The following is a 24,719-nucleotide window of genomic DNA, read 5'->3' as shown; positions in this document are numbered from 1 at the left end:
GATGATTCAACGTCAACTGTCTATGAACTTAAGTCCTTATTCGGCTCTTTACGATTTAATAGTTCCTAACGATAATATTCTTCGAAGAATCAATGAGCTTATTGATTTTTCCTTCGTATATGATGAACTGAAAGACCATTATTGTCATGACAATGGACGGAATGCCGTTCACCCCATCCGAATGTTTAAGTATCTATTGCTAAAAGCCATTTATGACTTATCAGATGTGGACATCGTGGAACGCTCACGGTACGATATGTCGTTCAAATATTTTTTAGACCTGTCTCCTGAGGATGATGTCATAGATCCTAGTTCTTTAACGAAATTCCGTAAGCTCCGTTTAAAAGATCTTAATCTTTTGGACTTGCTTATCAATAAAACGGTCGAAATCGCCATTGAAAAGGAAATCATTAAAAGCCATTCTATCATCGTTGATTCCACCCATTCCAAGGCTAGATATAACCAAAAGACGCCTAAAGAGCTGTTGGCAGAGAAATCAAAGCTGCTTCGAAAAGCCGTTTATCAAGTGGATGAACAGATAAAAAATCAACTGCCAGCCAAGTCCAAGACAGAGGTCTTAGAGGATGAGGTGAGCTATAGCCAAAAGCTTATCGAGGTGATTGAAAAGAATGAAGTCCTACAAGAGTATCCTAAAGTCAAGGAAAAAATAAATGTACTGAAGGAAACCATTGAGGATATAAATGACCAGCTCCAATTATCCAAGGATCCAGACGCACGAGTTGGGCATAAATCAGCTGACTCTTCCTTTTTCGGTTACAAAACACATCTTGCCATGAGCGAAGAACGTATTATTACGGCCGCCGTTATTACAACTGGCGAAAAGAACGATGGAAAGCAATTGAAATCGCTTATTGAGAAGAGTCAAAAAGCCGGCATGGACATTCAAACCGTCATTGGTGATGCCGCCTATTCTGAAAAGGGAAATATCGAGTATGCGAATAAAAGTGAAATGATGCTTGTGGCTAAGTTAAATCCAGCGGTAACGCAAGGGACGCGTAAAAGCGAAGATGTTTTTGATTTTAATAAAGACGCTGGAATGTATGTCTGTAAAGCTGGTCATATGGCCATACGAAAGGCTCGGCAAGGAAAAAAAGGGGGCAGCAAAAATCAAGTTGATACCTATTATTTTGATGTGGAAAAATGTAAAGTCTGTCCTTTTAGAGACGGGTGCTATAAGGAAGGAGCCAAAACCAAGAGTTATTCCGTAAGCATCAAATCAAATGTACACACGGAACAGATACAATTCCAAGAAAGTGAGTATTTTAAAGAGAAATCGAAAGAACGGTATAAAATTGAGGCAAAGAATAGTGAATTAAAACACAGACACGGGTATGATGTAGCCAATTCCTCGGGTCTGATTGGTATGCAATTACAAGGGGCTATGGCTATTTTCGCCGTAAATGTGAAACGGATATTGACCCTATTGAACTAAAAGGGATGGAATATATCCCTTAAAAATAATAAAAGACGGCTCAAAAATTCATATTCTGAACTTGAGCCGTCTTTTTTATGTTTGTCGACTTAACTTATGAAAAAAACGAAGTTTTTCAGTGCCCTCGACATAATCTGCTCGTTTTTTTATCCTTGCATGACAGCTTCCTTATTAATTTCTATGAACTGATAATCTGTTTCGTTTAAAGTATCTTCTATCAGTTCGACTAAATGGGCATGATGAGTAAAGAAGATGATTTGTGTTGCTTTTGATAATTCTGCCAGGACCTCGAGTGTAACCTTAGAGCGTTTATTGTCAAAATGAACGAGAATATCATCCACAATAAACGGAACCGGTTCGTTGTCCTCACAATATTTCTCGATGCTCGCAACACGCAAAGCCAGGTACAGCTGATCCATTGTACCATCGCTCATTGCATCAATCCCAATTTTCTCTCCATTCCTGATTCCAAGAAGAACTTCCTCATCCTTCTCATTATAATCAACGGTAAGTCCTTCAAAGCTATACTCTGTCAGGCGGGCAAACAATGTTGAAGCCCTCGTTAAAATAGGATTTTGATTCTGTGCTCGATAATATTCTATTCCCTTTTGCAAGATCATAACAGCTAGTCTCTTTTCGACGTATTGCTCACAAAGGGCTGAAAGGTCTGCTATCACTGATTCCCTTTCTTCAGTCGCCATAACAGACGTAACTGAACTTCCGTGAATCTTCTCTTCATACTCTTTCTTACAAACCCCAAATGATTGGTAGGCAGCAGAACAGTTTTCATCGAGCTCCTTTTGCTCAAGCTCCAATTCTGTCAAGTGCCCTTCAAGATGCTCCATATCTTGCTCTGCAATCTCCTGCTCAAGTTCATCAATGGACCCGCTTCCTGCTATTTCCTGAAGAACGAGATCGAGCTCATTGATCCTTCTCGTTAAATCTTGCTTAGCTGCATATTGCTCCTCCACAGCCTGTAATTCATCCACTGTCTGAACACCGGCAAGTGAGAGTAGGCCACATAGCGATTCTTCAGCTGCTTGCTGCTTCTGAGAGGCTGTTTCATACCCAGCCAAGCACTCCTCTAACTGACGATTCCAATCCTCTTTATCACGTTTATTCTGCAGCTGCTTCTTTAATTCATCCGCCAGCTTATAAACCAACGATTGAATATTGCCTTGTTTCGGCCAGTTTACCTGATCAAGAAGATAGCCGATTTTCTGTTCAAAATCTTGGACAAACATTCTGCTCGCATTCATTCTCGCACTCAGTTCAATCCATTCATCATAAAGCTTTACACACCGGTCATAACGTTCGACTCTTTCAAGAGCCGTATCCGTTGGACACGTCCCATCAAGCTGAATGGGACATACCGCTTCCGCCCACTCATCCTTCCAGTCTACGTATTGGCGATTCTTCTCTTTCAATTCATTCTCCATCTCGAGAAGAGCTATTCGCTTATTCTTCCAATCAGATTCCAATGCCTGTTTTTCAAGGCTGCGGGCTGATTCTTTATCCTTAAAGACAGTCGCTTCCTTTATCCAGCGGGCCAATGAGTAATCTTGATAGGATACATTCAACTTAGTAACAGATGCCAACGCATCATACAGCCTTTTCTTCAGCAGTTGACTCTGCTCGTTCAGCTTGCTGCAGGCATGCTCTTTCTTTTGGCATTGTGAAAGCAAATACTTTATTTCTCTATACTTAGACATCCATGCCTTCATTTCTTGCGGAGAAAGGGGCGTAATCCCATTCTCTTGCCAAAGTGCATTCCATTTGCCATATAATTGACGGCCCACATCATCTAGGTGTTCCAGCTTACGTTTGTACCCTTCCATACGGTTTACTGCTTCATCTATATCATTCAAGTATTTCTGCTTCATGCCCACCTTCGCAGACTCATGTCTCATAACATCTGCCAATTCATCCGCTTTTTCTAATTGGGATTCATAAATGTCGGTAAGCTTGTTTTCTCCTGCATAACGGGCAATTTCCGCTTCCGTCAACTTCTGACCATCTAATGTACGGCGAACCAGTTTCCAACTCTCATCCCGATTTCGTCTTGCTTTCTTTAGGTTTTCCTCTGTTGGGATAACTGTACTCGCTTCAAGATCACGGAGAGCAGCACGGGCGGAGGAAAGCAATTCTTCCTCCGTAACAAACTTTTGTTTCCAAGCAAGAACATCTTCCTTGTATGTCTTCTCTTCTTTCATGAATTGCTCAATCGTCTCTTCTAAGATTGGTATATGAAGTCCGGCAAATTCCGTCCTTCCTCCGTTCCAGAGCGGCAAAGTCTTTAATTGCTCATCAATGGAATCCTGCATATCTTTTAATTCAGCTTGCAATTCAGCAATCCTATCCTCAAGTTTCCCTTCATCATGAGCAGCCGCTAATGCAGCTTGTAAATCATCAAGTGAATGAAGCTCGCCATAATTCTCCCATTCCTGTTTCTTCAAAGAAACAACTTCTTCCATTGCCGTAATCCGCAGGCGCAGCTCAGAAATAGAACTTTTTAGGATTCGATGGTTTTCATGCAGGGAACGAATTTTCTCTTTACGTGCAGGCTGAATTCGAAGATTTTCCATTTCTACAGCCTCCATGCTCATAAAGCCCATATTCTGAAGGAGATCATCTAATTGTTTTCGGCAGACTTCAGCCCGCTCTTTCAGATTCTCATAATCACGTTTTTCTTTCTCATAGGCACCAATATCACCGTTTAAGGATTGGATAACGGATTCTTCTTTCAATATGTTCTCATCAACTGAAAGCTGGGCCAGCTTTTCCTTTAGCTTGTCCGCTTCTGCCTTTGCTGTTTGTGCCGTTTCTGCACAAGAGCGAATGATTTTGGATAGTTCTCTCCTTTGGAGGGAACAATCATGAGGAAGAGTTGGAATCGATTCATAGGGGGCTAATTTGTCCAATAATAGCTTTCTTTCAGCAAGCTTAGGTGAAGCTTTGCGCAGCTTCTCAAGCTTATTAATTCGAGCGGAAACTTGAGCCTGTTTCTCCCTCAATTCTGAAATAACAGCCTTTCCATCTGTGTATTCCTTCTCCAATTCCTTCCATCGCCTTGCCAGCATGAGAGATTCATTGGCTTTCTTCGTTAATTCCTTTTCCTTACGAATTAGTTCATTAATCGGCGGTTTTGACCCACCTGCCTTATAAAGTTCCTTGCTGGCTGAGTCTAGCTGCCCCATAACTTGTTTAATTGCATTGATGCCGGATGCAGCAGCAAAAAGACTCTCACCAACATGCCCATTACTCGCAAGCAAGGCTTCTCCGCCTTCACGCAAGGTTTCATGATTCAAGGCGAACATAGAACGAAAGGTATCTTCTGATAAGACATTGATATACGGTACCAATGAGTTATCTGGAATTGCTTCTCCATTCTCATCTAGAAGGGTCTTTGTCTTCCCTTTTCTCCGATAGAACTTGATCGTATCCCCTGCTGCATTCGAAATGGTTCCTCCTATACGAAGCTTTGTATTCGGATGCAGGAAAGAATCCTTAGAATTGTGAGGAATGCCGTATAAAAGCTGGGTAATCGAGCGCAGCAAGGTACTTTTCCCTGCTTCATTATTGCCGTATAACACATGAAAGGAATGTCCTTGATCAAACGGGATCGAATAATTCGTAAAATGCCCAAAGGCCTCAATTTCTAGCCTGTCAAACCTCATGAATGTTTCCCCCTGTCCATAAGCAATCCTTCATTAATGATATCTTTAGCTGCTTGAATTTTTTCTCTCAAAGCATCTGCCGTATCTGGTATAACGGGCTCATCGCCGCGTTTCAGGTCCATAGGAAGCGCATTATGAAGCGATTGAAATTCCTCCTTGATTTCTTGAAGCATCTCTTCATATGACATGTCATCAAGCCACTCCAATATTCCTGTAACCGGAGTTGAATTGGACGCTTCTGATAATGAATTCAACGCAGTTGTCTTGAGCTTGACCTTTTCTATCCATATATCTCCGTTTCCAATTGAAAAAGCCATTGAACGCAAATCATTCAGAACCCTGTCCCTATCACTTGCCAGCTCAAAATGGAGAGGGGTTTGTCCATTCAGAATAAAGCGGAGAGCGAGCATCCTTCCATCCGCCAAATCATAGGCCTTTTCGATTTCTTGCTCGATTTGTGCCATCCACTCTTCATACTGAGTGACTCCAGTTAAATCCGCATCAATTACCTCCCATCTGAGAACATCAAGAGGCATATGAGTCATATCTTTTAATGTACCGCCCTCGACCTCAACAAGTGTACAGCCTTTCGGACCCGTTTCTTTACTATGTCGGCTTTGAATATTACCAGGAAATAAGATAACTGGCTCTTTCTCACTCAGATATTCTCTCTTATGAATATGGCCAAGTGCCCAATAATCGTACCCTTTTCCTTTCATATCCTCAATCGAGCAGGGAGCATAGTTTTCATGCCCTTCCCGCCCGCCGGCAGAAGTATGAAGAATGCCGATATTGTAATAGCCATCCACACTATTGGGATATCCTTTGACCAAATTATCAAGAACCGCTCTCGTGCTGAATCCTTGACCATGGATGACCACGCCGATATCATCCAGCTTCACGCTTCCGCATTTCTTCACATCAAACATATGAACATTGTCAGGCAGCTTAATTTCCTTCGTGATTACACTTGCCGCATCATGGTTTCCTTTGATCATGAACACGGGAATCTGCTCTTTTTGAAGCCGTGCCATTTCACTGGCAAAGTATAATCCCGTATTATAGTCCTTCCAATCACCATCATACAGATCTCCTGCAATGATGATAAAATCCACTTGCCTTTCAATGGCTAAATCAACGAGATTGGTAAAGGCTTCACGGGTGGCGCTTCGTAATCGTCCAACCGGAGCGCCTTCATATCGAGACAACCCTTTTAATGGACTGTCCAAATGAATATCGGCGGCATGAATAAATGTGAAATCCATTATTCCTTTTCCTCCTTATAAGCAATCATCAAGTTCTCTTCACTCTTAGTGATAGAATAACATAGATTTTAGTCCAATTATCTATCTGGAAACAAAAGACAGAACATATGTTCCCATCTATCTCGTAGTATACCCTCTTTTATCTGTTTATGCATCACGTTCATCCAAAATATTCTCCTTCATTTTCCAAGAAGCAGGTTATACTTGATTGAAACTTTTATTGATAGCCCTTCGTATATACTCTTACATAGGTAAAATATCGTGGCAATACGTGCTTATCTATAAGAATTTAACTATGGTGTAAGATAAACAGAACCAATCATCATAAGGAGTGAAAGAAAATGAGTACATATATTGAATCAAATCGGTATACTCTTCCAAAAGTACTTCGTACATTTACACTGTCATTGGCTGTTTCTTTGTTAGGATTTATCGTCGGGAATTTTGTTCCGCCCGCCTTATTCCTGCCAATCATGATTTTAGAGTTCGTTATGCTAATCGCGGCTTTCTTTGTCCGAAGAAGAAAAATGCTTTCATACGGATTTTTATATGCCTTTACCTTTATTTCAGGAATCACCCTGTTTCCGATCGTCACTAGCTATTTAATCACGATTGGAGCAAAGCCTGTTCTCATGAGTCTTGCTGCTACTGTTGCCATTTTCGGAGGACTTTCCTTATATGCTTCAACAACAAAACGGGATTTCTCCTTTTTGGGAGGCTTTCTAACTGCTGCTTTGCTAGCACTTATTGTTATCGGCATTTTCAACTTGTTTTCACCCTTATCCTCAACAGCGACTCTTGTTTATTCCTTTATCGGCATTCTTGTGTTCAGCGGTTATGTCATTTTTGACGTAAACAGGATGAAGCAATATGGGGTATCAGATGAGGCTGTGCCATTAATGGCGTTAAATCTATATCTGGACTTCGTCAACTTGTTTATATACATCCTTCAGTTTATTGGAGTGCTCTCTTCAAGAGATTAAGAATATCCACCTGTTTTCCGCCGCTTTTGCGGCGTTTTTTTATTTGCCCAGTTTTGCCTGCATATCGTTGTACATACTTTTTATCATTCTACGCAAATTATTAAAGCAGTGAATGAAAGTGAAATGAGGGTGCAATTATGAGTTTTAATTCTGATCAGTCAAAAGTGAGCATATGGTGCCTGGCCAGCATTGCTGCTGTTCCGCTCATTATGACACTAGGTAATTCCATGCTAATTCCTGTTCTGCCCATATTGGAGAAAAAGGTTTCCATATCCTCCTTCCAATCGAGCCTGATCATCACAAGTTATTCGGTGGCCTCAATATTGCTTATCCCGATTGCAGGATACTTATCGGATCGATTTGGGCGTAAGATGATTTTACTTCCCAGCCTTGCCATCACATTTATCGGAGGACTCGTATCCGGTTTTGCCTCCTGGAAAATGAGTGATCCCTATATGGTGATTATCATCGGCAGAATCATCCAAGGAATTGGTTCAGCCGGCGCTTTTCCAATCATCCTTCCACTTGTGGGTGATTTGTATAAGGACGATGATGAAGCAAGCGCCTGCTTAGGAATTGTGGAGACATCCAATACATTTGGCAAAGTATTGAGCCCGATTCTTGGCGCAGCCCTTGCCCTGTGGATATGGTATATCCCCTTCTTTTCTATTTCTGTCTTCAGTTTAATTAGTTTTTTGATGGTTCTATTCTTTATTAAAGTTCCAAAAAAGAAGGATGAGCCTCCTAAGCTCAAAGATTTTTTACAGCAGGTTAAAAAGATTTTTCATACCGATGGAAGATGGCTCTATAGTGTGTTCATTACCGGTGCCTTTATCATGTTGATTTTGTTTGCAGTACAGTTCTATTTATCAAATATCCTTGAATCTAAATATGATATCCATAACATTAAAAAGGGATTTATTTTAGCCATTCCTTTGTTCTTTTTATGTATAGCCTCATTTATCACAGGAAAGAAGATCAAGGATAATATTAAAGCCATGAAGATATTGATTATCATTTCCTTGGTGATTTCCTGTGTTTCCATTTGTTTCACCTCTCATATCGATAATCTCTATTTACTTATAGGCGTTTTATCCATATTTGGAGCAGGGCTTGGAGCGATTCTTCCCTCATTGGATGCCCTTATTACCGAAAATATTGAAAAGGAACAAAGGGGAACGATTACTTCCTTCTATAGTTCCGCCCGTTTTTTCGGGGTTGCTGCTGGACCTCCCCTTATGTCCTATTTCTTGAAAGAAAATGAATCCTATCTTTTCTATTCATTCAGTATCCTATCTGTTCTGCTTATCATTCTTATCGCCAAATGCATTAATGCAGAATCACCTGCATAAATCATTTGCTGTCTAATATGGGCTGACTCGATCATCAGGGTCAGCTTTTTATTGGGCAGGAAACCTCCACATCCCAAGTAATTTGCCGCCTCAGCATAAACATGTGAATTTCCGCTATTCATGTCCTAAATCTCATGATTACTCTCCTTATAAAAGGGAATGAAGAAACAAGAGGATTTAATTACCTCATCACATACGAGGAGGGTATGCATGCATAAGAATAATATGAAAGCCGTTGTAATCGAGGAATACGGCGGATTAAACGAACTGAAGGAAAAAGTCATTGATAAACCAATCCCCCTAGATAATCAAGTTCTTGTGGAAGTAAAAGCTGCTTCAGTTAACCCTATTGACTGGAAACTCAGAGAAGGCTATCTGCAGGACCGTTATGATTTTGAATTTCCCATCATACTTGGCTGGGATGTTGCAGGTGTAGTAGCCGATGTTGGAAAGCATGTTCAAGGCTTTGAAATAGGCGACCGTGTTTTTGCACGGCCAGAGCTGACCCGTCTCGGTACATATGCCGAATATACCGTAGTGGATGACTTATTGCTCGCAAAGATTCCCGATAATCTATCCTTTGACGAGGCTGCCTCTATTCCTTTAGCCGGTTTGACAGCCTATCAGGCTTTATTTGATGCGCTCGAAATCATGGAGGGACAAAAAGTCTTGATTCACGCTGGGGCGGGCGGTGTTGGCACCTACGCAATCCAACTGGCGAAACTAAAAGGAGCTTATGTCGCCACAACAGCGAGCAAGAAAAATCATGGCTACTTAACCTCATTAGGGGCTGACCAATGCATTGACTATAAGACAGAATCATTCGAAGAAATCTTAAGTGAGTATGACGCTGTATTTGATACGGTAGGTGGGCAGACCCTTCTAAATAGCATGAAAGTTCTCCGTAAAGGCGGAAAAATTGTTTCCATCGTGGAACCTCCCTCTGAACAAAAGGCTGGCCAATATGGGATTAGAGAGCAATTCCTCTGGCTTATCCCGAGAGGAGACCAGTTGCAGGAGCTTGCCTCCCTTTTAGGGGAAGGACGATTGAAGCCCGCTCCGCTTGAAACCTTTCCTTTCTCCGAAAAAGGAGTCAGAAATGCCCAAGAGCTCAGTGAATCCGGCCATACAAGGGGCAAGATTGTCATCAAGATGGGCTAGACTATTTCTTGGGAAATCAAAGAAAGGAGGAGAAACATTATCTGTTTCTCCTCCTTTCTATTATTTAGGCTGTTTCTCACATGCGGTGAATGGTATCCATTCCCGTATTGGATTTAACCAAAATTTCATCATACTTCGCTTCATCCACCTTCTGCCTTGATAAGATTGTTCCAATATAGCCAGCAATAAATCCTAGCGGAATGGATACAAGTCCAGGCGTCGTCAATGGAAATAGTGCTTCCCCAGTCAGAATAGCTGAACCATCCGGACTAAAGACGTTCGGACTAATCAGCACCAGTCCTACGGAGGAAATTAACCCGACAACCATGGCACTGATTGCACCAGTTGTGTTGAACTTCTTCCAGTAGATCGTAAAGAGGATGACCGGCAAATTAGCACTCGCTGCGACAGCGAAGGCAAGAGAGACAAGGAAAGCAACATTCAAGTTTTGAGCTACTAAAGCCAGCAAAATGGAAATGACAGATACCCCAATAGATGCATAGCGCGCCATCTTGACTTGTTCCTTTTCGTTCGCTTTACCTTTACGAAGGATTTCATTATAGAAATCATGGGCAAACGCTGATGCACCGGTTAGAACCAATCCAGCTACAACAGCAAGGATTGTTGCAAAGGCAACAGCAGAGACGAAGGCAAATAGCATATTTCCGCCCAATGCCTGTGCGAGAAGCGGCGCAGCCATATTACCTGCTGCATTCGCTGCAACGATATCAGTCGTGCCAACAAAGGCGGCTGCCCCAAAGCCCAAGAATATGGTCATGACATAAAAGGCTCCAATAATCCAAGTTGCCACAACGACTGAGCTTCTCGCTGCCTTGGCATCCTTCACCGTGAAGAATCGGACCAAAATGTGCGGGAGCCCAGCTGTACCTAATACAAGGCCCATTGTTAGCGAGAGTGTATCAAGCCCCTCCGTATATTTAACTCCAGGATTTAAGAAAGCCTCCTTCAGCGGAGTCGCTGATCTCATTGATTCAAACATATAAGGGATGCTGTAATTAAACTTTGCCAGGACGATAATCGAAATGATAAATGTCCCCGTCATCAAGAGAAGTGCCTTGACGATTTGGACCCAGCTTGTCGCATGCATACCGCCAAAGATAACATATATAGTCATCAAGGTGCCGACAATTAAAACGGAGGTTGTATATTCAATCCCTAATAATAATTTTATAAGTGCTCCTGCGCCAACCAATTGAGCGATCATATAAAAAATAGAAATTGCCATTGTATTAAAGGCTGCAAACCCTCTAATTTTCTTCGTATCAAAGCGTGCTGCCAGCATATCTGCCAACGTATATTTACCAAGATTTCGAAGAGGCTCCGCCACTAAATATAGAACAACTAGATAAGCAACCAAAAAGCCAATGCTGTAAAAGAACCCATCAAACCCAGCAAGAGCGATTGAACCGGCAATTCCTAGGAATGATGCAGCTGACATATAATCCCCAGCAATGGCCAGACCATTCTGCCAACCGGTCAGACCACTTCCCGCTGTATAAAATTCACTTGCATTGCTCGTTCGTTTGGATGCCCAATAAGTGATCAATAGTGTAATGAAAACAATCCCAAGAAACATTGTAAAGGCAGCTACATTCATTTGGACGTCTCTCCTTTTCTCATCTGAAGAATCTTATCCGTAAGTATGTCAAATTGTCCAGCCTTTTTGGAGTAAATCATACATAAAGCCCATGTCATGATAAATTGTCCAAAAGCAAATACCCACGCCCATGTAATGCTTCCATAAAACGATTGATTAAGAACAGTGGAATAAGAGGTCATAAGCGGCAATGCGAAGTAAAAGACTAAGAAAAACAATGTGAAAGGAATGATGAACCGTTTTTTAATTTGCAGCAGTTTCTGGAAATCAGCTGATTGAACAATAGCCGAATAATTCGTTCGGCTGCCCTCCTCCTTATAAGTCGGTTTCTTTTCTCCCATATATCCGTCTCCTTTCCGGCTCCCTTTAGGGAAGCGCTTCCAAATTTACGGAATATTTATACTATTTAGTACAAGCAAATTATACATCACTGGGATAATTAGGTAAATAAGAAATTTATCATATACACGCATCTTTTCTTGCTGAGAATAAACAAAAAAGGAATCCTAAGCGGATTCCCTTTTCATCTTAGAAGTATTTACGCGGATTAACCGCATTTGATTTATTGATATTCCAAGGTCCTTCATGAATTTCAAAATGTAAATGCTGGCCATAGGATTGTCCTGTATTCCCCATCAAGCCAATTTGCTGACCTTTCTTGACGGTTTGTCCATTACTAACCATACGTGAACTTAAATGCGCATACACAGTGGTATATTGCTTGCCATTAATGTAATGCGTAATGAAAATCGCATTTCCATAGGAAGATGAGAAATAAGATCTTGAAACAACCCCATCTGCCGCCGCCATAATCGATACAGAACCAGATGCAGCAATATCAATACCGTTATGGTTTGTACCCCATCTACCGCCGAAGCCAGAAGAGTAATAACCTGCAGCTGGTTTCATGAATATGCCGGATGCTGCGCTGCTGGATGGTGCTGGTGCAGCAGTATGACTAGAACTTGAAGTGGAACTAGAACTTGATTTAGAGCTTGTACTTGACTTAGAGCTTGCGCTTGATGAACCAGCATTCGTGCTTTTGCTTGAACTTGAGCTTTGGGAAGATTTCTTCTTCGCATCTGCTGCTCGCTGTTTAGCCAGCTCAGCTTGGCGTTTTTCCTCCGCGGCCTTTTGTTTCGCAATCTCAGCTTGACGTGCTTCCTCTTGCTTAATAGCCTTCTTGATAGCCGCCTTTTGGCCTGCTAGAATGTCTGCCTCTTCTTCCATGCCAATTTTCTCTTTCTCAAGCTTTTTCTGCTCTGCTTTCAGTTTCTTCATAAGTTGATTTTTCTCTTTTTTCTGCTGTTCTTGCTTGGCTTTCATTTCTTTCACTTCAGCCATCATAGATTCAAGATCGCTTAGTTTCTGCTCAACAGATTTCTTCTTATCTTCCAATGCTTTCTTATCTCGCTCTTGTTCAGCGATCAAATCTTGGTCTGCATCCATAATAGTTGATACAGCACTTAACCGCTCAACAAATTCGCCGAAGTCACTTGCTCCAAGCACGACCTCGAGATAGTTCATGTTTCCGCCTGTTGCTTGATAAGAACGGGCACGTTCCTTCAGCAGTTCATTACGCTTTTCAATCTTATCTTCGAGTACCTTGATTTCTTTTTTCAATGTTTCGATTTGTTCTTTCGTTTTAGCAATCTTTGCCGTTAACTTATCAATTTTGTTCTCGGTTTCTTTCATTTGCTTTTCAAGCTTTTCCAGCTGTGATGCTAAATCTGCTTGTTTACCTTTTACATGATCAATCGATTTCTCGGCATCCTTAATATTGGAATGAACCTTAGAACGATTCTCTTCAATCTGACTTTCCTTCTTCTTCAATTCAGAAATGGATTCAGCTGATGCAGATCCTGCTGAGAACAATGAACCGGCTCCAACAACTACAGCCATGTTCAAAGCAATTAATGACTTCTTCAAATGATGATCCCCTTTCAATAAAGAGCCGCCTCTAAGACCCTTTCTCTCTATCTAACTCAAAAACTCTTCTGTGCTTGATGGTTTTAATAGACTCTCAGACCTATATAGAGTCCATCTGCTAAACCAATCTCACCCATTAAAGCTTCTTTCAACAATCGACAAATATCAACAACATATTCCAATAAGTCCAATGTTTGGTACGGTCCTTATTATATCAATCTATAATTTCATTTCCACCATATAAACATTACAGTTATATTTCATGGAATCTTTTGTCTGTAAAAAAATTAATATAATGTTGAATTTTGAGGATTTATTACTACTTATTTTATACTTTGAGGAAAAACTTACTATAATGAAAGGAATATAAGACTAAGTCTATCGAATCAAAAAGGGGAACTCAAATTATCAGCCCGACAAAAACAAATAAATTCTGACAAATTGCATCTGTCATTTTTCTTCTTATTCTCCTCCTATTCAGGTGAATTACGCTTCTAGCACATCCTATCACACTCTATATTTTCCGATAAATTGCATGCACCTAGATGTAAGATAATCAGTATTTTATTTACTTCAGAAAAATAGGTGAATCATCTACTCTATAAGTGAAATATTTCCTGTATATATTTGACATTACTTATAGTGAAATAAGGGTATCTTCTATATACTAGGAATACAATAAATATAGGAAGGGAGTCATCTAGTTGATTACTAAATTTAACGCCCTTGTCGTAAACAAAGAGAACGAACATTTCTCGATAGATGTTCAAAAGCTGTCACTTGACGATCTGCCTCAAGGAGAAGTGCTCATCCGCACCCATTATTCGAGTGTAAACTATAAGGACAGCCTGGCGACTATTCCAAATGGAAACATCGTTAGCCATTATCCATTCGTCCCAGGCATCGATCTTGCAGGAGTGGTGGTTTCTTCTAATGATTCACGTTTTAAGGAAGGGGACGAGGTTATTGCCACCAGCTATGAAATCGGCGTTTCTCATTTTGGCGGATATAGTGAGTATGCCCGCATTCCTGCCAAATGGATTGTACCCGTTCCGGAAGGCTTGACATTAAAGGAAGCGATGGTCATCGGGACAGCCGGCTTCACGGCAGCTCTTTCTGTTCAACGGCTGCTTGATAATGGAATTACGCCTGAAAGCGGGAAGGTTCTCGTTACCGGTGCAACAGGCGGGGTTGGAAGCTTTGCCGTATCCATTCTTTCCACCCTTGGATTCACGGTAGAGGCAAGCACAGGCAAAGAGACTGAAGCTGAATTCCTTACCAGCCTTGGCGCCTCTTCCATTGTCCCGCGAAATGAAGTGTTTGATGGAAAGGTACGAGCATTAGGGAAACAGAAATGGGCGGCAGGCGTGGATCCGGTCGGCGGAGAGCCGCTGGCTGCTTTGTTAAGCCAAATTCAATATGGAGGCTCTGTTGCGGTCAGCGGCTTGACTGCCGGAACGAAGCTCCCTGCAACTGTCTTCCCATTTATCCTGCGCGGAGTTAACCTGCTGGGTATTGATTCCGTTTATTGTCCAATGGAAAAGAGACTTGCCATTTGGAACCGTCTGGCAAATGACTTTAAACCAGCAAGCTTTGATGTATTCATTCAAGAAGAGATAACTCTGCAAGAGCTGCCAAAGAAAGTCTCTATACCACTGCAAGGTCAGGCAAAAGGACGAATTATTGTCAATTGCCAAGCATAAGAAACAGCAAAAGGGAAGCCTGTCTTTTGACGGGCTTCCCTTTCTTATGATGTCTCTCTTTTCTTTCGCGGCGCACGCTTTCTTGCCGGCTTTGTCTTCGGCTTTGTTTGGTCTATGGAAGCTTGAAGAGCTGCCATCAAATCCACTACATTCGATTTCGGTGCATTCGATGCTGCCGGTGTGACCGTTTGCTCTGCCTTTTTGCGCTCGATCAATTCAAGGAGGGCTGAGCGATACTCATCATGATATTTACTAGGGTCAAACTCAGTCGTTAATTGGTCAATCAACAGGATAGCCGTATCCAGCTCCTTAGGGACGACCTCCTCCACCATCGGGATATTCGGAACATCTGATGCCTTTCTGACCTCACTCGGGAAATGGATGGTTTCCATCAATAATGTCTGCTCATATACCCGAACGACAGCCATTGACTCCTTTGCCCGTATAGTGATTTTTGCTAGGCCTACTTTTCCTGAATCCTTAAGGGCTCTTCTCAGCAAAGTATAAGCCTTAACCCCTCCTTCATTTGGAGAAATATAATAGCTCTTCTCAAAATAAATGGGATCTATTTCTTCAATCTTTACAAAATCGATGATTTCAACAGCCTTCTCCTCTAATTCCTTCTTGATGGCCTGCAGCTCTTCCTCATCAAGAACCACGAACTTCCCCTTTACATATTCATATGCCTTCACAATATCCTCCTGCGGGACTTCCTCCCCGCACACAGAGCATACCTTCTTGTACTTAATTGGAGCATGGCACTTTTCATGCAGAGTGCGCAGCGGCAGATCTTGATTCTCGGTTGCAGCATGAAGCTTAATGGGAATGCTGACAAGACCAAAGCTGATGGTCCCTTTCCAGATTGTATGCATAAGAACACCTTCTCTTTTTTTCTTATGATATCCAAAACCTGCAGATTCATGATGAGGTTGATTGAAGGACTTCAATCAATTCCTTGATCTGTACTCCTTGATTGACCGTAAAATATTCAGCAAAAGGATCTATCCCCCTTATCACCCTTTTTTGGACTTCCTCCAGCAAATAATCACCCGTCTTCATTCCTTGTCGTACCTCCTCCCAATATAGGGGAACAGCAATCCCAGGCTCCTCCGTTTCCCGTGGTGAGTAAGGGCAAATGATGGTCTTCTTAACATCATGCTGGATGTAATCTACATATAAGCGGCCCCTTCGATTTTTTTTGAGCCGCTCCACAGTAAATTGCTCGGGGAATTGCTCAACAAGATAGGAGGCAATAAATTCAGTAAATATCCTCGTTTCACTGTACGTGAGGATTCCATCATTAAGAGGTAAATGAACTTGAATTCCCTTACGGCCGGATAATTTCACGAAGGATAAGAGGTTGAAGTTATCGAACAGCCTTTTCATCTCAAGGGCTGCCTTGATAGCAAGTGTCAAATCTCCAAGCGCGGGCGGGTCAAGGTCAAAAACAATCTCACATGGATAGAGTGAATCCACGGTATTGAATGGAATGTGAAACTCAATAGCTGCCTGGTTTCCAAGCCATAACAGTGTTTGTGCGTTCCCGCAGATTATATGGGAATCATCCTCCACTATCACCTTCTGAACAAATGCTGGTGCATGCTCTGGGGCGGCTTTCTGATAGAACCCGCTCGCCCCCACTCCTTCCGGGTATCGCTTAACCGTAAGCAGCCTTCCAGATAGGAACGGAAGCATCCTGTCTTTCACAGCCAGCAAATATTCCATATACCGCTCCTTTGTGACAGAATGACATGGCCAGATTTCCTTTTGCGCATTTGTCAGCTGAACGGGTTCATATTGAGCTAGGAGAAGATGAACCCACGTACATGCATGCCAGTCATGAGTGAATAGCAGCCGCTCAAAGCGCGGTTCGTGCAGTTTCCCATTCTTTACAGTCTTGAAGCTGATTTCTACACAAATGCCAGGCGGCACAGAAAATCCTTCTGCCTCTTCCCTGCACCCTCTCTCCAACAGAAGCTTGATAAGGGCATCCTTTTCCTCCTGCTTGAATCTCTCCTTCACAACTGCTATCGTTTCCGTTTTTTGATGTTTTAGGACAGCCACAGAGATAAGCCCATTTACCCGGTCAAAAGTCTGCAGAAAAGCTGCTGCATGGTATCTCATTGACTCCCCTCTTTCTCAAACCGGCAATCAAGCGGATTTCTTTCGACAAAGGAATCTAAGACAGGCTGACGCAATGTTCTGGACTCGGACCATTCAAGAAATTGTACCTTTACCGTAAAAATTGGACTTACCCATTGACAATCCTTTGCTTCATGAATGGCCTTAACAAAAGGAGAAAAAGCCTGTTTGCTTTTTTCAAGATAATGCTGGATGGTTTTCCAATCCTGTGCATTATAACGACCCCTGCCTGCCTTGCCTATATAATGAAGCTGACCGTCAGAGTCATATAAACCGAGCAAAAGGGAGCGAAGTCCGCTTCCCTTTTGGATATAACCGCACACAACAGCAATCACGTCCTGGTAGTTCTTGATCTTTTGCCAGCGAGCATCCTTGCCCCCTGGTAAATAGCAGGCATGCAAGTCTTTGCAAAGGATTCCTTCAAGGCCTTGCTCCTTCACAGCGTGGAGCAAGCCTTCACCTTCCTCGAAATTCTCGGTCAATCGGATATGCTCTGTTTCCTTAACGATAGACCGGAGCATTTTCTGCCTCTCATATAGGGGCTTATCCATCATGGATACCCCATTCATATAAAGACAATCAAACACCATATAAATAATCGGAATCTCTTTCTTTTTAATCTCTATCTCTGCACCGCCTCTCAATCGATCACGTTTCATAACCTCATGAAAGGACGGTTTCCCGTCCACAAGGGCAATCACTTCACCATCTAGAATAAAGCTATCAGCCTTAGAATAGCTTTCAGTGTCCAGCAATTCAGGGTATTGAATGGTACGATTGTTTAAATGGCGATTAATAACCTCTGTCCCAGAAATGGACTTATAAACGAGAATTCTCACACCATCCCATTTCACCTGAAATACCCAATCTCCACTTAAGGGTGTTTCAGCAGCTGCGATAGGTTCAAAAGGGATGATTGGTTTCATAGCTGTCCCTCCTTTGTCTCGTAATACCGTTAGTATGGAGCTTTAATGAACGGATTATTTTATAGGTTTACAAATCAGGCAGATTTGTCCTATTATGGCAAAAAGAGAGTCGGGAAGTGATCATTCATGAAAACTGTACTTATGTCTATGTTTTTATCTATCCTGATCAATATCCTGTATATGGCAGGCGTTCTAACCTTGGCATATGTTCAAACAGTCCGCTATCAGCCTGATATAACGGAATATGAGAATGTCCATTTCCTCGACAGCTCAGTCGCTTTCGGCTATTCTGGCGGTTTCTTCTCAACTTTCATCCTCATGACCATTATTGGGACATTCATCGTATGGTGCATCCTAAAACTTGTTATCAAACTGCGAGCTGAATGAAAATCAACGTAAAAAAGGACTTCAGAAAATCTGAAGTCCTTACATATCCTATTAAAATAAGTCCTGTTCATGCCAGATAGTTTAGAGCAAGGATTCTGTACCGTCCACATATATCTCCGTTCCGGATATATGGCTTGCTTCATCTGAAGCGAGAAAGGCTACCAAGCTTGCGACTTGCTCCGGCTGTCCCGGACCGTTTGCCAGCGGCTGCATACCTTCTGGGTATTCAATTGGAATCTCGATTTCCTTCACACTTTCGGATTTATCGGTAGAATCATCAATATTTGTTTCAATCGCCCCTGGACAGATGGCATTTACGCGGATTTTATAACGAGCAAGCTCCAGTGCCGCCATCTTCATGAAGCCAATTTGGGCTGCTTTTGAGGTACTGTAGGCTGCCATCCCAAAGCCGGCAAACCGCCTGTTTCCATTAATTGAGCTTGTAATGATGATACTGCCTCCGCCGCTCTCTTTCATATGAGGAATGGAATATTTCACAAATAGGAACGTGCTTCTAAGATTCGTTTCAATCGTCCTGTCCCAATCAGCGACATCGAGGTGTTCAATAGAGGATAAGGTTCCATTAATTCCTGCGTTGCAAAAGAGGATATCCAATCTGCCATACTTCTCCACGATATCATTGACTGCCTCTTTAATTTGATTCTCATCCCTTACATCTACCTCATAAATACAAGCGCCGCCGCCGCTCTGTTCAATGGATGAACGAACGGAAGCAGCCCCGGAATAATTGATATCCAACAGGCATACATGAACGCCGCTGTCCGCTAATTTTTTTGCTGCAGCGGCTCCAATACCAGATCCGCCGCCAGTCACAATCGCAACTTTCTCACTTCTTTGCTCTACATTACCCATTTAAACATTCCCCCCATCAGTGTATACACTTATTTATCCAATTAGCATAAATCTAAAACGTGCCACATATTTGTTTTACTGAGAATGTTATCTGCCTAAATAATTTTGCTCGCCCTCTTATAAAGCAAGCATCTTACAGGTATAATTGAATTATTCAGGAGTGAGCCGAAAGGAGTACCAGCCGTCAAATGTATTCAGTCAACCAACTAGTTAAAAGCAGAGGATTTATTCGCTTTCTAACTTTTTTAATTCTCATTATACTCTTTTATACATTAAGAGACATGATTAATTTGATTCTATTTACCTTTATTTTCATCTTTTTAATGGGCGGATTAGAACGGTTTATCTCCTCTACATTAAGGAAAACGCTTCAGTTTAGGGTACGTCCTCAATTGATTATCCTAATTCTCTATTCCGTTTTAATCACTTCCATGGTCATGGTTATTTATAAATACATACCCATTATCACCATGCAGCTGACGGAATTAGTGCAAGCCTTAATAGCCTTCTATAAGGACCCGCCGGATAACCGTGCCATTGAAGTGATTATCAGCGCGATGAACAAGCTGATTTCTCCAACCGATATTGAACAGAACGCCAGTGCCATATACACATATGCTGCTGATATCGGCAAAGTCAGCCTTCAATTATTTATCTCAATCCTATTAAGCTTGTTCTTCTTATTGGAGAAAGAGAAAATCGGCCGTTTCACCAGCACATTCAAAAACAGTAAGCTGGGGACCATTTTTAAGGAGCTTGAGCATTTAGGCACTGTGTTTGTCAATTCCTTTGGGAAAGTGATCGAAGTTCAATTCTTGATTGCTTCCGTTAATGCTGTCTTATCACTGATTATTTTGTACTTCCTTGGTTTCCCGCAGCTGCTTGGCCTAGGCATTATGATATTCCTGCTTGGCTTAATCCCTGTTGCAGGTGTCATTATCTCATTAGTTCCCTTATGCACGATTGCTTATCAAATTGGCGAGGGTATGCATGTCCTGTATGTGATTGTCTTAATTGCTGCCATTCATGCGCTTGAAAGCTATATTCTTAATCCAAAATTCATGTCAGCCAAAACCCATTTGCCGACGTTTTACACATTCCTTGTCCTTGTTCTGGCTGAGCATTTCCTTGGAATCTGGGGATTGATTCTTGGTATTCCGATCTTCATCTTTATTCTTGATATGCTTGAAGTTCCCAATATCAGCAGCTCCGAAACGAAGAAGGAAGAGAACAAACCCGTCATTGAATGAATATGTCCATAGAAAGAGGGAGATAGGATGCATCACACATTCTATCTCCCTCTTCGTTTAATCATTTTAAGGCAAATCCACTTACCGGATGCGGAAGATACGATTCCTCCAAGAAAGACATTTCCTCATCTGTCAGCTTAATAGACAAGGCTCCTTTGGCATCTTCAAGATGGCGAAGCTTTGTTGCACCTATGATTGGGGCTGTGACAGGCTGCTTTTGAAGCAGCCAGGCTAATGCGACCTGCATGCGCAGGACACCTCTTCTTTCCGCGATTGATGCTACACGAGTAATAATCTCATTATCAGAGTCTTCCATCGTGCCATACTTTGCCTTTTGCACTTGGTCGGTCTGCGAGCGATAGGTTGTTTCTCCGACAGCCCTTGTCAACCTGCCAGAAGCAAGCGGGCTGTATGGGGTTACCCCGATTCCCTCACTTTCACACATAGGCATCATCTCCCGCTCCTCTTCCCTGTATAAGAGATTGTAATGATTTTGCATGGAAACGAATTTCGTCCAACCATTGGATTCAGCTACATGGTTTGCCTTTAAGAATTGCCACGCCTGCATGGATGAGGCGCCAATGTATCTGGCCTTCCCTGCCTTTACAACATCATGAAGTGTCTCCATCGTCTCCTCAATCGGAGTTTGGTCATCCCAGCGATGAATGATATAAAGATCCACATAATCGGTACCAAGCCGTTTGAGACTGTGATCCAGTTCATTTATGATAGACTTTCTGGACAGTCCGCCTCGGTTTGGTCCCTTCTGCATAGGGAAAAACACCTTCGTCGCAAGAACCACCTCATCACGTGTTGCATAATCCCTTATCGCCCGCCCTAGTATTTCTTCACTCACGCCTCCTGAATAGGAGTTTGCCGTATCAAAGAAATTAATCCCCATCTCTAAGGCTTTCTTGATGATCAGACGGCTTTCTGCTTCATCCAGCAGCCACTTATGTATCCAATTCTCTTTATCTCCAAAGCTCATGCATCCAAGGCAAAGCCGGGAAACATCAAGTCCTGTACGGCCCAGTTTTACATAATCCATTTCTATTACCTCCGCTCTCTAAGAAGATACCATTAATCCTTGTTCTATTATGTACCATTCATATTGAAGAGCAGTAGCATATTTCTCTCAAATGCTTGCCTATTCCTCTCATCTTCTCTTTACAGAATGAATCAACCGCAGATAGAATTAAACCATAACTTATATATAAACAAGGAGAAAAAAGATGCCTGTACATCCTGCATGTGAACTACAGCTTGCCCAATACTTATCAAATCATCTCAACGAAGACGGTGTCTTCCAAACCATTGTACCGACCATGACATTCATTCGAGAATCGTTGCCATCTGAGCCCATTTACCGAGTGAATGAGCCTTCTATTTGTATCGTTGCACAAGGAGAAAAGCAGGTGTTCCTTGGTACTGAAAAATATCGCTATGGGCCTTCCTCATATATTGTCTCATCCATTGACTTACCCTTATCAGGGAATGTCGTCAAAGCATCTGCCGAGAAACCATATCTAGCGATGAAGCTAGAGCTCAGTCATCAAGACCTCTTTGATATAGCGGATATGCCGCATACAAATCAGTCCCAAAACTTAGATCAGAAGCAGGCTCTGTACATTGGACGCGCGGACAGATTCCTCCTTGATGCTGCCATCAGAATGGCCAAGCTTACCGAGACACCTGAGGATATTGCTATGCTCTCACCTCTTTACAAGAAGGAAATCATTTATCGGGTCTTACAGGGACCTCATGGTGTAAACCTGAGGCAGCTTGCCAAGGCGGGCACACACATCCGTCATATTCAGGAGGTTATTTCCTATCTGCTCGACCATTATACTGAGCCTATAAAGGTTGAAGAGCTTGCTGGAAGCGTGAATATGAGTACAGCTACCTTCCATCGCCATTTCAAGGAACTGACGACCATGAGCCCTCTCCAATTCCAAAAGCAGCTTCGCCTGCAGGAAGCCAGACGGCTGTTGTTTACCGAAAGAGCTGATGCGAAGGAAGCAGCCTATCAGGTGGGATACGAAAGCCCAACACAATTTAGCCGGGAATATGCCCGCCTGTTCGGAGTACCGCCGAAGGAGGATGCCAGGCGGTTTAAAGAAATGGAAGCATAAAGAAAAGAGGGAAGATGCCCTATCCCTCTTTCCTTTTATATCCTTGCCGCATGATAAACGATAAAATGCCACATCCAAACAGAGTGTGACTGAACTTATTGATATGCTTAACTCTCCTCATAAAAAGATTCCGTCCCTATTTTTGCTCCAATTAGAAATACGTGACATGATAACTTCATAGAGGAATTACAATCGTTTTATAACCGCCTGTCGCCATAAAAAAGAGCTCGAGATTTTCAAATGAATCCAGAGGGATTTCAATCTGTTGATTATTCAAAATGGCGGCAATATTCATTAAGGCTACCTCACCTTTTTCTATAACAACAAAATCATCGCTGTTGAGACTATTGGAATGAATCATTAGGCTATCAGCAGCCATTCTTTGTTTTTTACGTTCATTGATAAAGAAGGCTTTTATATCATAGACCGTTAATCGGTCGCCTACATTTTCTATTAGTAAGGTGATATTAACCTTTAAACCGGTTCTTTTACCGAAAATGTTTGTAAGTATGCTTGTTGTCGCCTTTTCCTTCTCAAATATATCCCATTTATTTATATAGAATGACTGATTAGCCGATGCCGATAATGTATCTATAATGGCTAAAAAATCAGCTAACGTAATCGTTTTTTCAATTTCATTTGAATTGGACTCCCTTTTATGTGACACAGTCATTGTCCTTCCATCCTAGTAATTCTCTTTGCTCCATATAGGACAATTAAAAATAACTATATAGTAATTGAATTACATGAATCGTTAAAAAATGCCTACAAAACTCCTAGAGCAATTCACCTGATTCTTGCTTGGTAAAAAAGAATATAAAGAGAATAATTGGCAAAGCAATTAAAAATCTCCCCGATAGAACCGTTTTTTCTTTTTCCTGCTGATTATGGTCCATTTCAATCACTCCCACAATGTATTGGATAATAATTCCGGCGGGACTGTATAATGTTCTTTGACTACCGAATGGAAGAGCTTATAATTATCAAGCATAAGTGTGGATGGGGTAACTTTCGGATAGCCAAATAGAGGGCCGGAAACATTTATCGTAAATTCGCCTGACGAAATAAATAAACCTGTTATCGTGATTTGATCTGAAAGTAAAAGAATAGCCAATAGGATGTCAAGTATATCTACAATGCCTTGCTCTATCGCCAGATTATTTTTTGTCAAAATTCTAGAACTGCCAAATATAGGACCGCCGACAGATATCGCAAATCTGCCCGGTTTCACAAATACACCTATAATCGTAATTTGCTTCGTCAACAATAAAATGGCGGTTATAATGTCCATTACTCGGTGAAGGGCCATTATTGCTTTACTGTTCTCATCATTCATATTCTCGTTATTCAAGATGAATCACACCCTGTAATCCATCGTATTCACGCTTTTACCTATTGCTACTCCTTTCATCACGATGGATCACCGATTTGATTGCTTTTTCAATTTCAGCATAACCCGTACATCGACATATATTGGAGGAGAGCCATGTTTTTATTTTTTCATCTGCAGGGTTTGGGTCATCCTCCAATAATGCTTGGCAATTCATAATAAAACCAGGGGTGCAATATCCGCACTGAAAGGCAAAATGTGTAACAAATGCTTCTTGAATCGGTGTATGATTCAGTCCTTCAATCGTGATAATTTCCTTATCTTTTGCTTCGACAGCAAGCATTAAGCATGATTTGGTTGGTCGTTTATCAACCATTACCGTACAGGCACCACAATCACCATTAAGGCAGCCTGGCTTAGCACCGGTTAAGCCAATTTTGCGGCGCAATACTTCCAGTAATAGTTCTGTTGGTTCAACTTCTTTATAATAAGGCTGCTGATTCACCATTAATTTCACAATATGCTTCTGGCTGTTTCG

21 protein-coding genes are annotated in these 24,719 nt (G+C 41.9%); 8 read left to right on the top strand and 13 right to left on the bottom strand.

Going from position 1 to position 24,719, the window contains the following annotated elements; genetic code table 11:
* Position 1: 1 nt before the first annotated feature.
* A complete protein-coding gene (locus ACY8DX_RS06515; protein WP_049669787.1) occupies positions 2-1,453 on the top strand; it encodes an IS1182 family transposase in 1,452 nt (483 codons plus the stop codon).
* 146 nt (positions 1,454-1,599) lie between these two features.
* On the opposite strand, the gene ACY8DX_RS06510 is transcribed toward ACY8DX_RS06515, so the two are convergent.
* Both ACY8DX_RS06510 and ACY8DX_RS06505 read right to left on the bottom strand, forming a co-directional pair.
* A complete protein-coding gene (locus ACY8DX_RS06510) occupies positions 1,600-5,130 on the bottom strand; it encodes an AAA family ATPase (RefSeq protein ID WP_462406432.1) in 3,531 nt (1,176 codons plus the stop codon).
* On the bottom strand, positions 5,127-6,395 hold the full coding sequence (locus ACY8DX_RS06505; protein ID WP_049671604.1) for a metallophosphoesterase family protein: 1,269 nt from the start codon (positions 6,393-6,395) through the stop codon (positions 5,127-5,129). The genes ACY8DX_RS06510 and ACY8DX_RS06505 overlap by 4 nt, the downstream gene beginning before the upstream one ends.
* Positions 6,396-6,736: 341 nt before the next feature.
* Here ACY8DX_RS06505 and ACY8DX_RS06500 point away from each other — a divergent pair, with 341 nt between their 5' ends.
* The 3 genes from ACY8DX_RS06500 to ACY8DX_RS06490 all read left to right on the top strand — a co-directional run bounded on the left by ACY8DX_RS06500 (position 6,737) and on the right by ACY8DX_RS06490 (position 9,891).
* On the top strand, positions 6,737-7,378 hold the full coding sequence (locus ACY8DX_RS06500) for a Bax inhibitor-1/YccA family protein (RefSeq protein ID WP_049671605.1): 642 nt from the start codon (positions 6,737-6,739) through the stop codon (positions 7,376-7,378).
* Between the two features lie 137 nt (positions 7,379-7,515).
* Positions 7,516-8,730: an MFS transporter gene (locus ACY8DX_RS06495; RefSeq protein WP_049671606.1), complete on the top strand. Its 1,215-nt coding sequence runs from the start codon at positions 7,516-7,518 to the stop codon at positions 8,728-8,730.
* A 225-nt stretch (positions 8,731-8,955) separates the two neighbouring features.
* Entirely contained in the window at positions 8,956-9,891 is a 936-nt protein-coding gene (locus ACY8DX_RS06490; protein ID WP_049672976.1) for an NADP-dependent oxidoreductase, read from the top strand.
* Positions 9,892-9,967: 76 nt separating this feature from the next.
* Here ACY8DX_RS06490 and ACY8DX_RS06485 read toward each other — a convergent pair whose 3' ends face one another.
* The 3 genes from ACY8DX_RS06485 to ACY8DX_RS06475 all read right to left on the bottom strand — a co-directional run bounded on the left by ACY8DX_RS06485 (position 9,968) and on the right by ACY8DX_RS06475 (position 13,438).
* Positions 9,968-11,509 carry a solute symporter family protein gene (locus ACY8DX_RS06485; protein WP_049671607.1) on the bottom strand — a complete coding sequence of 514 codons (1,542 nt, stop codon included), beginning with the start codon at positions 11,507-11,509 and terminating at the stop codon, positions 9,968-9,970.
* Positions 11,506-11,850, bottom strand: coding sequence for a DUF485 domain-containing protein (locus ACY8DX_RS06480; protein WP_049671608.1), 345 nt, complete (start codon positions 11,848-11,850; stop codon positions 11,506-11,508). The genes ACY8DX_RS06485 and ACY8DX_RS06480 overlap by 4 nt, the downstream gene beginning before the upstream one ends.
* 187 nt (positions 11,851-12,037) lie before the next feature.
* Positions 12,038-13,438, bottom strand: coding sequence for a murein hydrolase activator EnvC family protein (locus tag ACY8DX_RS06475; RefSeq protein WP_049672977.1), 1,401 nt, complete (start codon positions 13,436-13,438; stop codon positions 12,038-12,040).
* Positions 13,439-14,142: 704 nt separating this feature from the next.
* Here ACY8DX_RS06475 and ACY8DX_RS06470 point away from each other — a divergent pair.
* Positions 14,143-15,141: an NADPH:quinone oxidoreductase family protein gene (locus tag ACY8DX_RS06470; RefSeq protein WP_462406431.1), complete on the top strand. Its 999-nt coding sequence runs from the start codon at positions 14,143-14,145 to the stop codon at positions 15,139-15,141.
* A gap of 44 nt (positions 15,142-15,185) precedes the next feature.
* Here the strand turns inward: ACY8DX_RS06470 and ku are convergent, their stop codons facing one another.
* From ku to ACY8DX_RS06455, 3 genes are read right to left on the bottom strand one after another with little or no spacing between them, the layout of a single operon-like run.
* The gene (gene ku, locus ACY8DX_RS06465; RefSeq protein WP_049672978.1) at positions 15,186-16,013 is read right to left on the bottom strand and encodes a non-homologous end joining protein Ku; all 828 of its coding nucleotides are present in this window, start codon (positions 16,011-16,013) and stop codon (positions 15,186-15,188) included.
* Between the two features lie 46 nt (positions 16,014-16,059).
* Positions 16,060-17,265 carry a non-homologous end-joining DNA ligase gene (gene ligD, locus ACY8DX_RS06460; protein WP_049671610.1) on the bottom strand — a complete coding sequence of 402 codons (1,206 nt, stop codon included), beginning with the start codon at positions 17,263-17,265 and terminating at the stop codon, positions 16,060-16,062.
* On the bottom strand, positions 17,262-18,209 hold the full coding sequence (locus ACY8DX_RS06455) for an ATP-dependent DNA ligase (RefSeq protein ID WP_462406430.1): 948 nt from the start codon (positions 18,207-18,209) through the stop codon (positions 17,262-17,264). Before ACY8DX_RS06455 ends, ligD begins: the two co-directional genes overlap by 4 nt.
* Before the next feature lie 126 nt (positions 18,210-18,335).
* Here ACY8DX_RS06455 and ACY8DX_RS06450 point away from each other — a divergent pair, with 126 nt between their 5' ends.
* On the top strand, positions 18,336-18,596 hold the full coding sequence (locus ACY8DX_RS06450; protein ID WP_049671612.1) for a hypothetical protein: 261 nt from the start codon (positions 18,336-18,338) through the stop codon (positions 18,594-18,596).
* 81 nt (positions 18,597-18,677) lie between these two features.
* Here the strand turns inward: ACY8DX_RS06450 and ACY8DX_RS06445 are convergent, their stop codons facing one another.
* Positions 18,678-19,469, bottom strand: coding sequence for an SDR family oxidoreductase (locus tag ACY8DX_RS06445; RefSeq protein WP_049671613.1), 792 nt, complete (start codon positions 19,467-19,469; stop codon positions 18,678-18,680).
* Positions 19,470-19,657: 188 nt separating this feature from the next.
* On the opposite strand from ACY8DX_RS06445, the gene ACY8DX_RS06440 reads away from it, so the two are divergent.
* The gene (locus ACY8DX_RS06440) at positions 19,658-20,719 is read left to right on the top strand and encodes an AI-2E family transporter (protein WP_049671614.1); all 1,062 of its coding nucleotides are present in this window, start codon (positions 19,658-19,660) and stop codon (positions 20,717-20,719) included.
* Between the two features lie 61 nt (positions 20,720-20,780).
* Here the strand turns inward: ACY8DX_RS06440 and ACY8DX_RS06435 are convergent, their stop codons facing one another.
* Entirely contained in the window at positions 20,781-21,767 is a 987-nt protein-coding gene (locus ACY8DX_RS06435; protein WP_462406429.1) for an aldo/keto reductase, read from the bottom strand.
* Positions 21,768-21,951: 184 nt separating this feature from the next.
* Here ACY8DX_RS06435 and ACY8DX_RS06430 point away from each other — a divergent pair, with 184 nt between their 5' ends.
* Positions 21,952-22,851 (top strand): AraC family transcriptional regulator, encoded by a 900-nt coding sequence (locus ACY8DX_RS06430; protein WP_462406428.1) that lies wholly within the window; start codon positions 21,952-21,954, stop codon positions 22,849-22,851.
* A 175-nt stretch (positions 22,852-23,026) separates the two neighbouring features.
* On the opposite strand, the gene ACY8DX_RS06425 is transcribed toward ACY8DX_RS06430, so the two are convergent.
* From ACY8DX_RS06425 to ACY8DX_RS06415, 3 genes are all read right to left on the bottom strand, one after another.
* The gene (locus ACY8DX_RS06425; RefSeq protein ID WP_049671618.1) at positions 23,027-23,524 is read right to left on the bottom strand and encodes a hypothetical protein; all 498 of its coding nucleotides are present in this window, start codon (positions 23,522-23,524) and stop codon (positions 23,027-23,029) included.
* 228 nt (positions 23,525-23,752) lie between these two features.
* Positions 23,753-24,202 carry a hypothetical protein gene (locus ACY8DX_RS06420; RefSeq protein ID WP_231589537.1) on the bottom strand — a complete coding sequence of 150 codons (450 nt, stop codon included), beginning with the start codon at positions 24,200-24,202 and terminating at the stop codon, positions 23,753-23,755.
* Positions 24,203-24,239: 37 nt separating this feature from the next.
* Positions 24,240-24,689: a (2Fe-2S)-binding protein gene (locus tag ACY8DX_RS06415; protein ID WP_462406901.1), complete on the bottom strand. Its 450-nt coding sequence runs from the start codon at positions 24,687-24,689 to the stop codon at positions 24,240-24,242.
* Positions 24,690-24,719 lie beyond the last annotated feature (30 nt).

The organism is Gracilibacillus sp. Marseille-QA3620, assembly GCF_054950035.1.
The sequence above is the reverse complement of the archived record's forward strand: the minus strand, read 5'-3'. Positions and strand labels throughout refer to the sequence as shown.

What these genes read in the sequence shown, in the direction of transcription:
- ACY8DX_RS06505 (WP_049671604.1), bottom strand. Translation starts at nt 6,395, where the DNA reads ATGGATTTCACATTTATTCATGCCGCCGATATTCATTTGGACAGTCCA.
- ACY8DX_RS06510 (WP_462406432.1), bottom strand. Translation starts at nt 5,130, where the DNA reads ATGAGGTTTGACAGGCTAGAAATTGAGGCCTTTGGGCATTTTACGAAT.
- ACY8DX_RS06500 (WP_049671605.1), top strand. Translation starts at nt 6,737, where the DNA reads ATGAGTACATATATTGAATCAAATCGGTATACTCTTCCAAAAGTACTT.
- ACY8DX_RS06515 (WP_049669787.1), top strand. Translation starts at nt 2, where the DNA reads ATGATTCAACGTCAACTGTCTATGAACTTAAGTCCTTATTCGGCTCTT.
- ligD (WP_049671610.1), bottom strand. Translation starts at nt 17,265, where the DNA reads ATGAGATACCATGCAGCAGCTTTTCTGCAGACTTTTGACCGGGTAAAT.
- ku (WP_049672978.1), bottom strand. Translation starts at nt 16,013, where the DNA reads ATGCATACAATCTGGAAAGGGACCATCAGCTTTGGTCTTGTCAGCATT.
- ACY8DX_RS06425 (WP_049671618.1), bottom strand. Translation starts at nt 23,524, where the DNA reads ATGACTGTGTCACATAAAAGGGAGTCCAATTCAAATGAAATTGAAAAA.
- ACY8DX_RS06495 (WP_049671606.1), top strand. Translation starts at nt 7,516, where the DNA reads ATGAGTTTTAATTCTGATCAGTCAAAAGTGAGCATATGGTGCCTGGCC.
- ACY8DX_RS06415 (WP_462406901.1), bottom strand. Translation starts at nt 24,689, where the DNA reads ATGGTGAATCAGCAGCCTTATTATAAAGAAGTTGAACCAACAGAACTA.
- ACY8DX_RS06435 (WP_462406429.1), bottom strand. Translation starts at nt 21,767, where the DNA reads ATGGATTATGTAAAACTGGGCCGTACAGGACTTGATGTTTCCCGGCTT.
- ACY8DX_RS06480 (WP_049671608.1), bottom strand. Translation starts at nt 11,850, where the DNA reads ATGGGAGAAAAGAAACCGACTTATAAGGAGGAGGGCAGCCGAACGAAT.
- ACY8DX_RS06445 (WP_049671613.1), bottom strand. Translation starts at nt 19,469, where the DNA reads ATGGGTAATGTAGAGCAAAGAAGTGAGAAAGTTGCGATTGTGACTGGC.
- ACY8DX_RS06450 (WP_049671612.1), top strand. Translation starts at nt 18,336, where the DNA reads ATGAAAACTGTACTTATGTCTATGTTTTTATCTATCCTGATCAATATC.
- ACY8DX_RS06490 (WP_049672976.1), top strand. Translation starts at nt 8,956, where the DNA reads ATGAAAGCCGTTGTAATCGAGGAATACGGCGGATTAAACGAACTGAAG.
- ACY8DX_RS06430 (WP_462406428.1), top strand. Translation starts at nt 21,952, where the DNA reads ATGCCTGTACATCCTGCATGTGAACTACAGCTTGCCCAATACTTATCA.
- ACY8DX_RS06485 (WP_049671607.1), bottom strand. Translation starts at nt 11,509, where the DNA reads ATGAATGTAGCTGCCTTTACAATGTTTCTTGGGATTGTTTTCATTACA.
- ACY8DX_RS06440 (WP_049671614.1), top strand. Translation starts at nt 19,658, where the DNA reads ATGTATTCAGTCAACCAACTAGTTAAAAGCAGAGGATTTATTCGCTTT.
- ACY8DX_RS06455 (WP_462406430.1), bottom strand. Translation starts at nt 18,209, where the DNA reads ATGAAACCAATCATCCCTTTTGAACCTATCGCAGCTGCTGAAACACCC.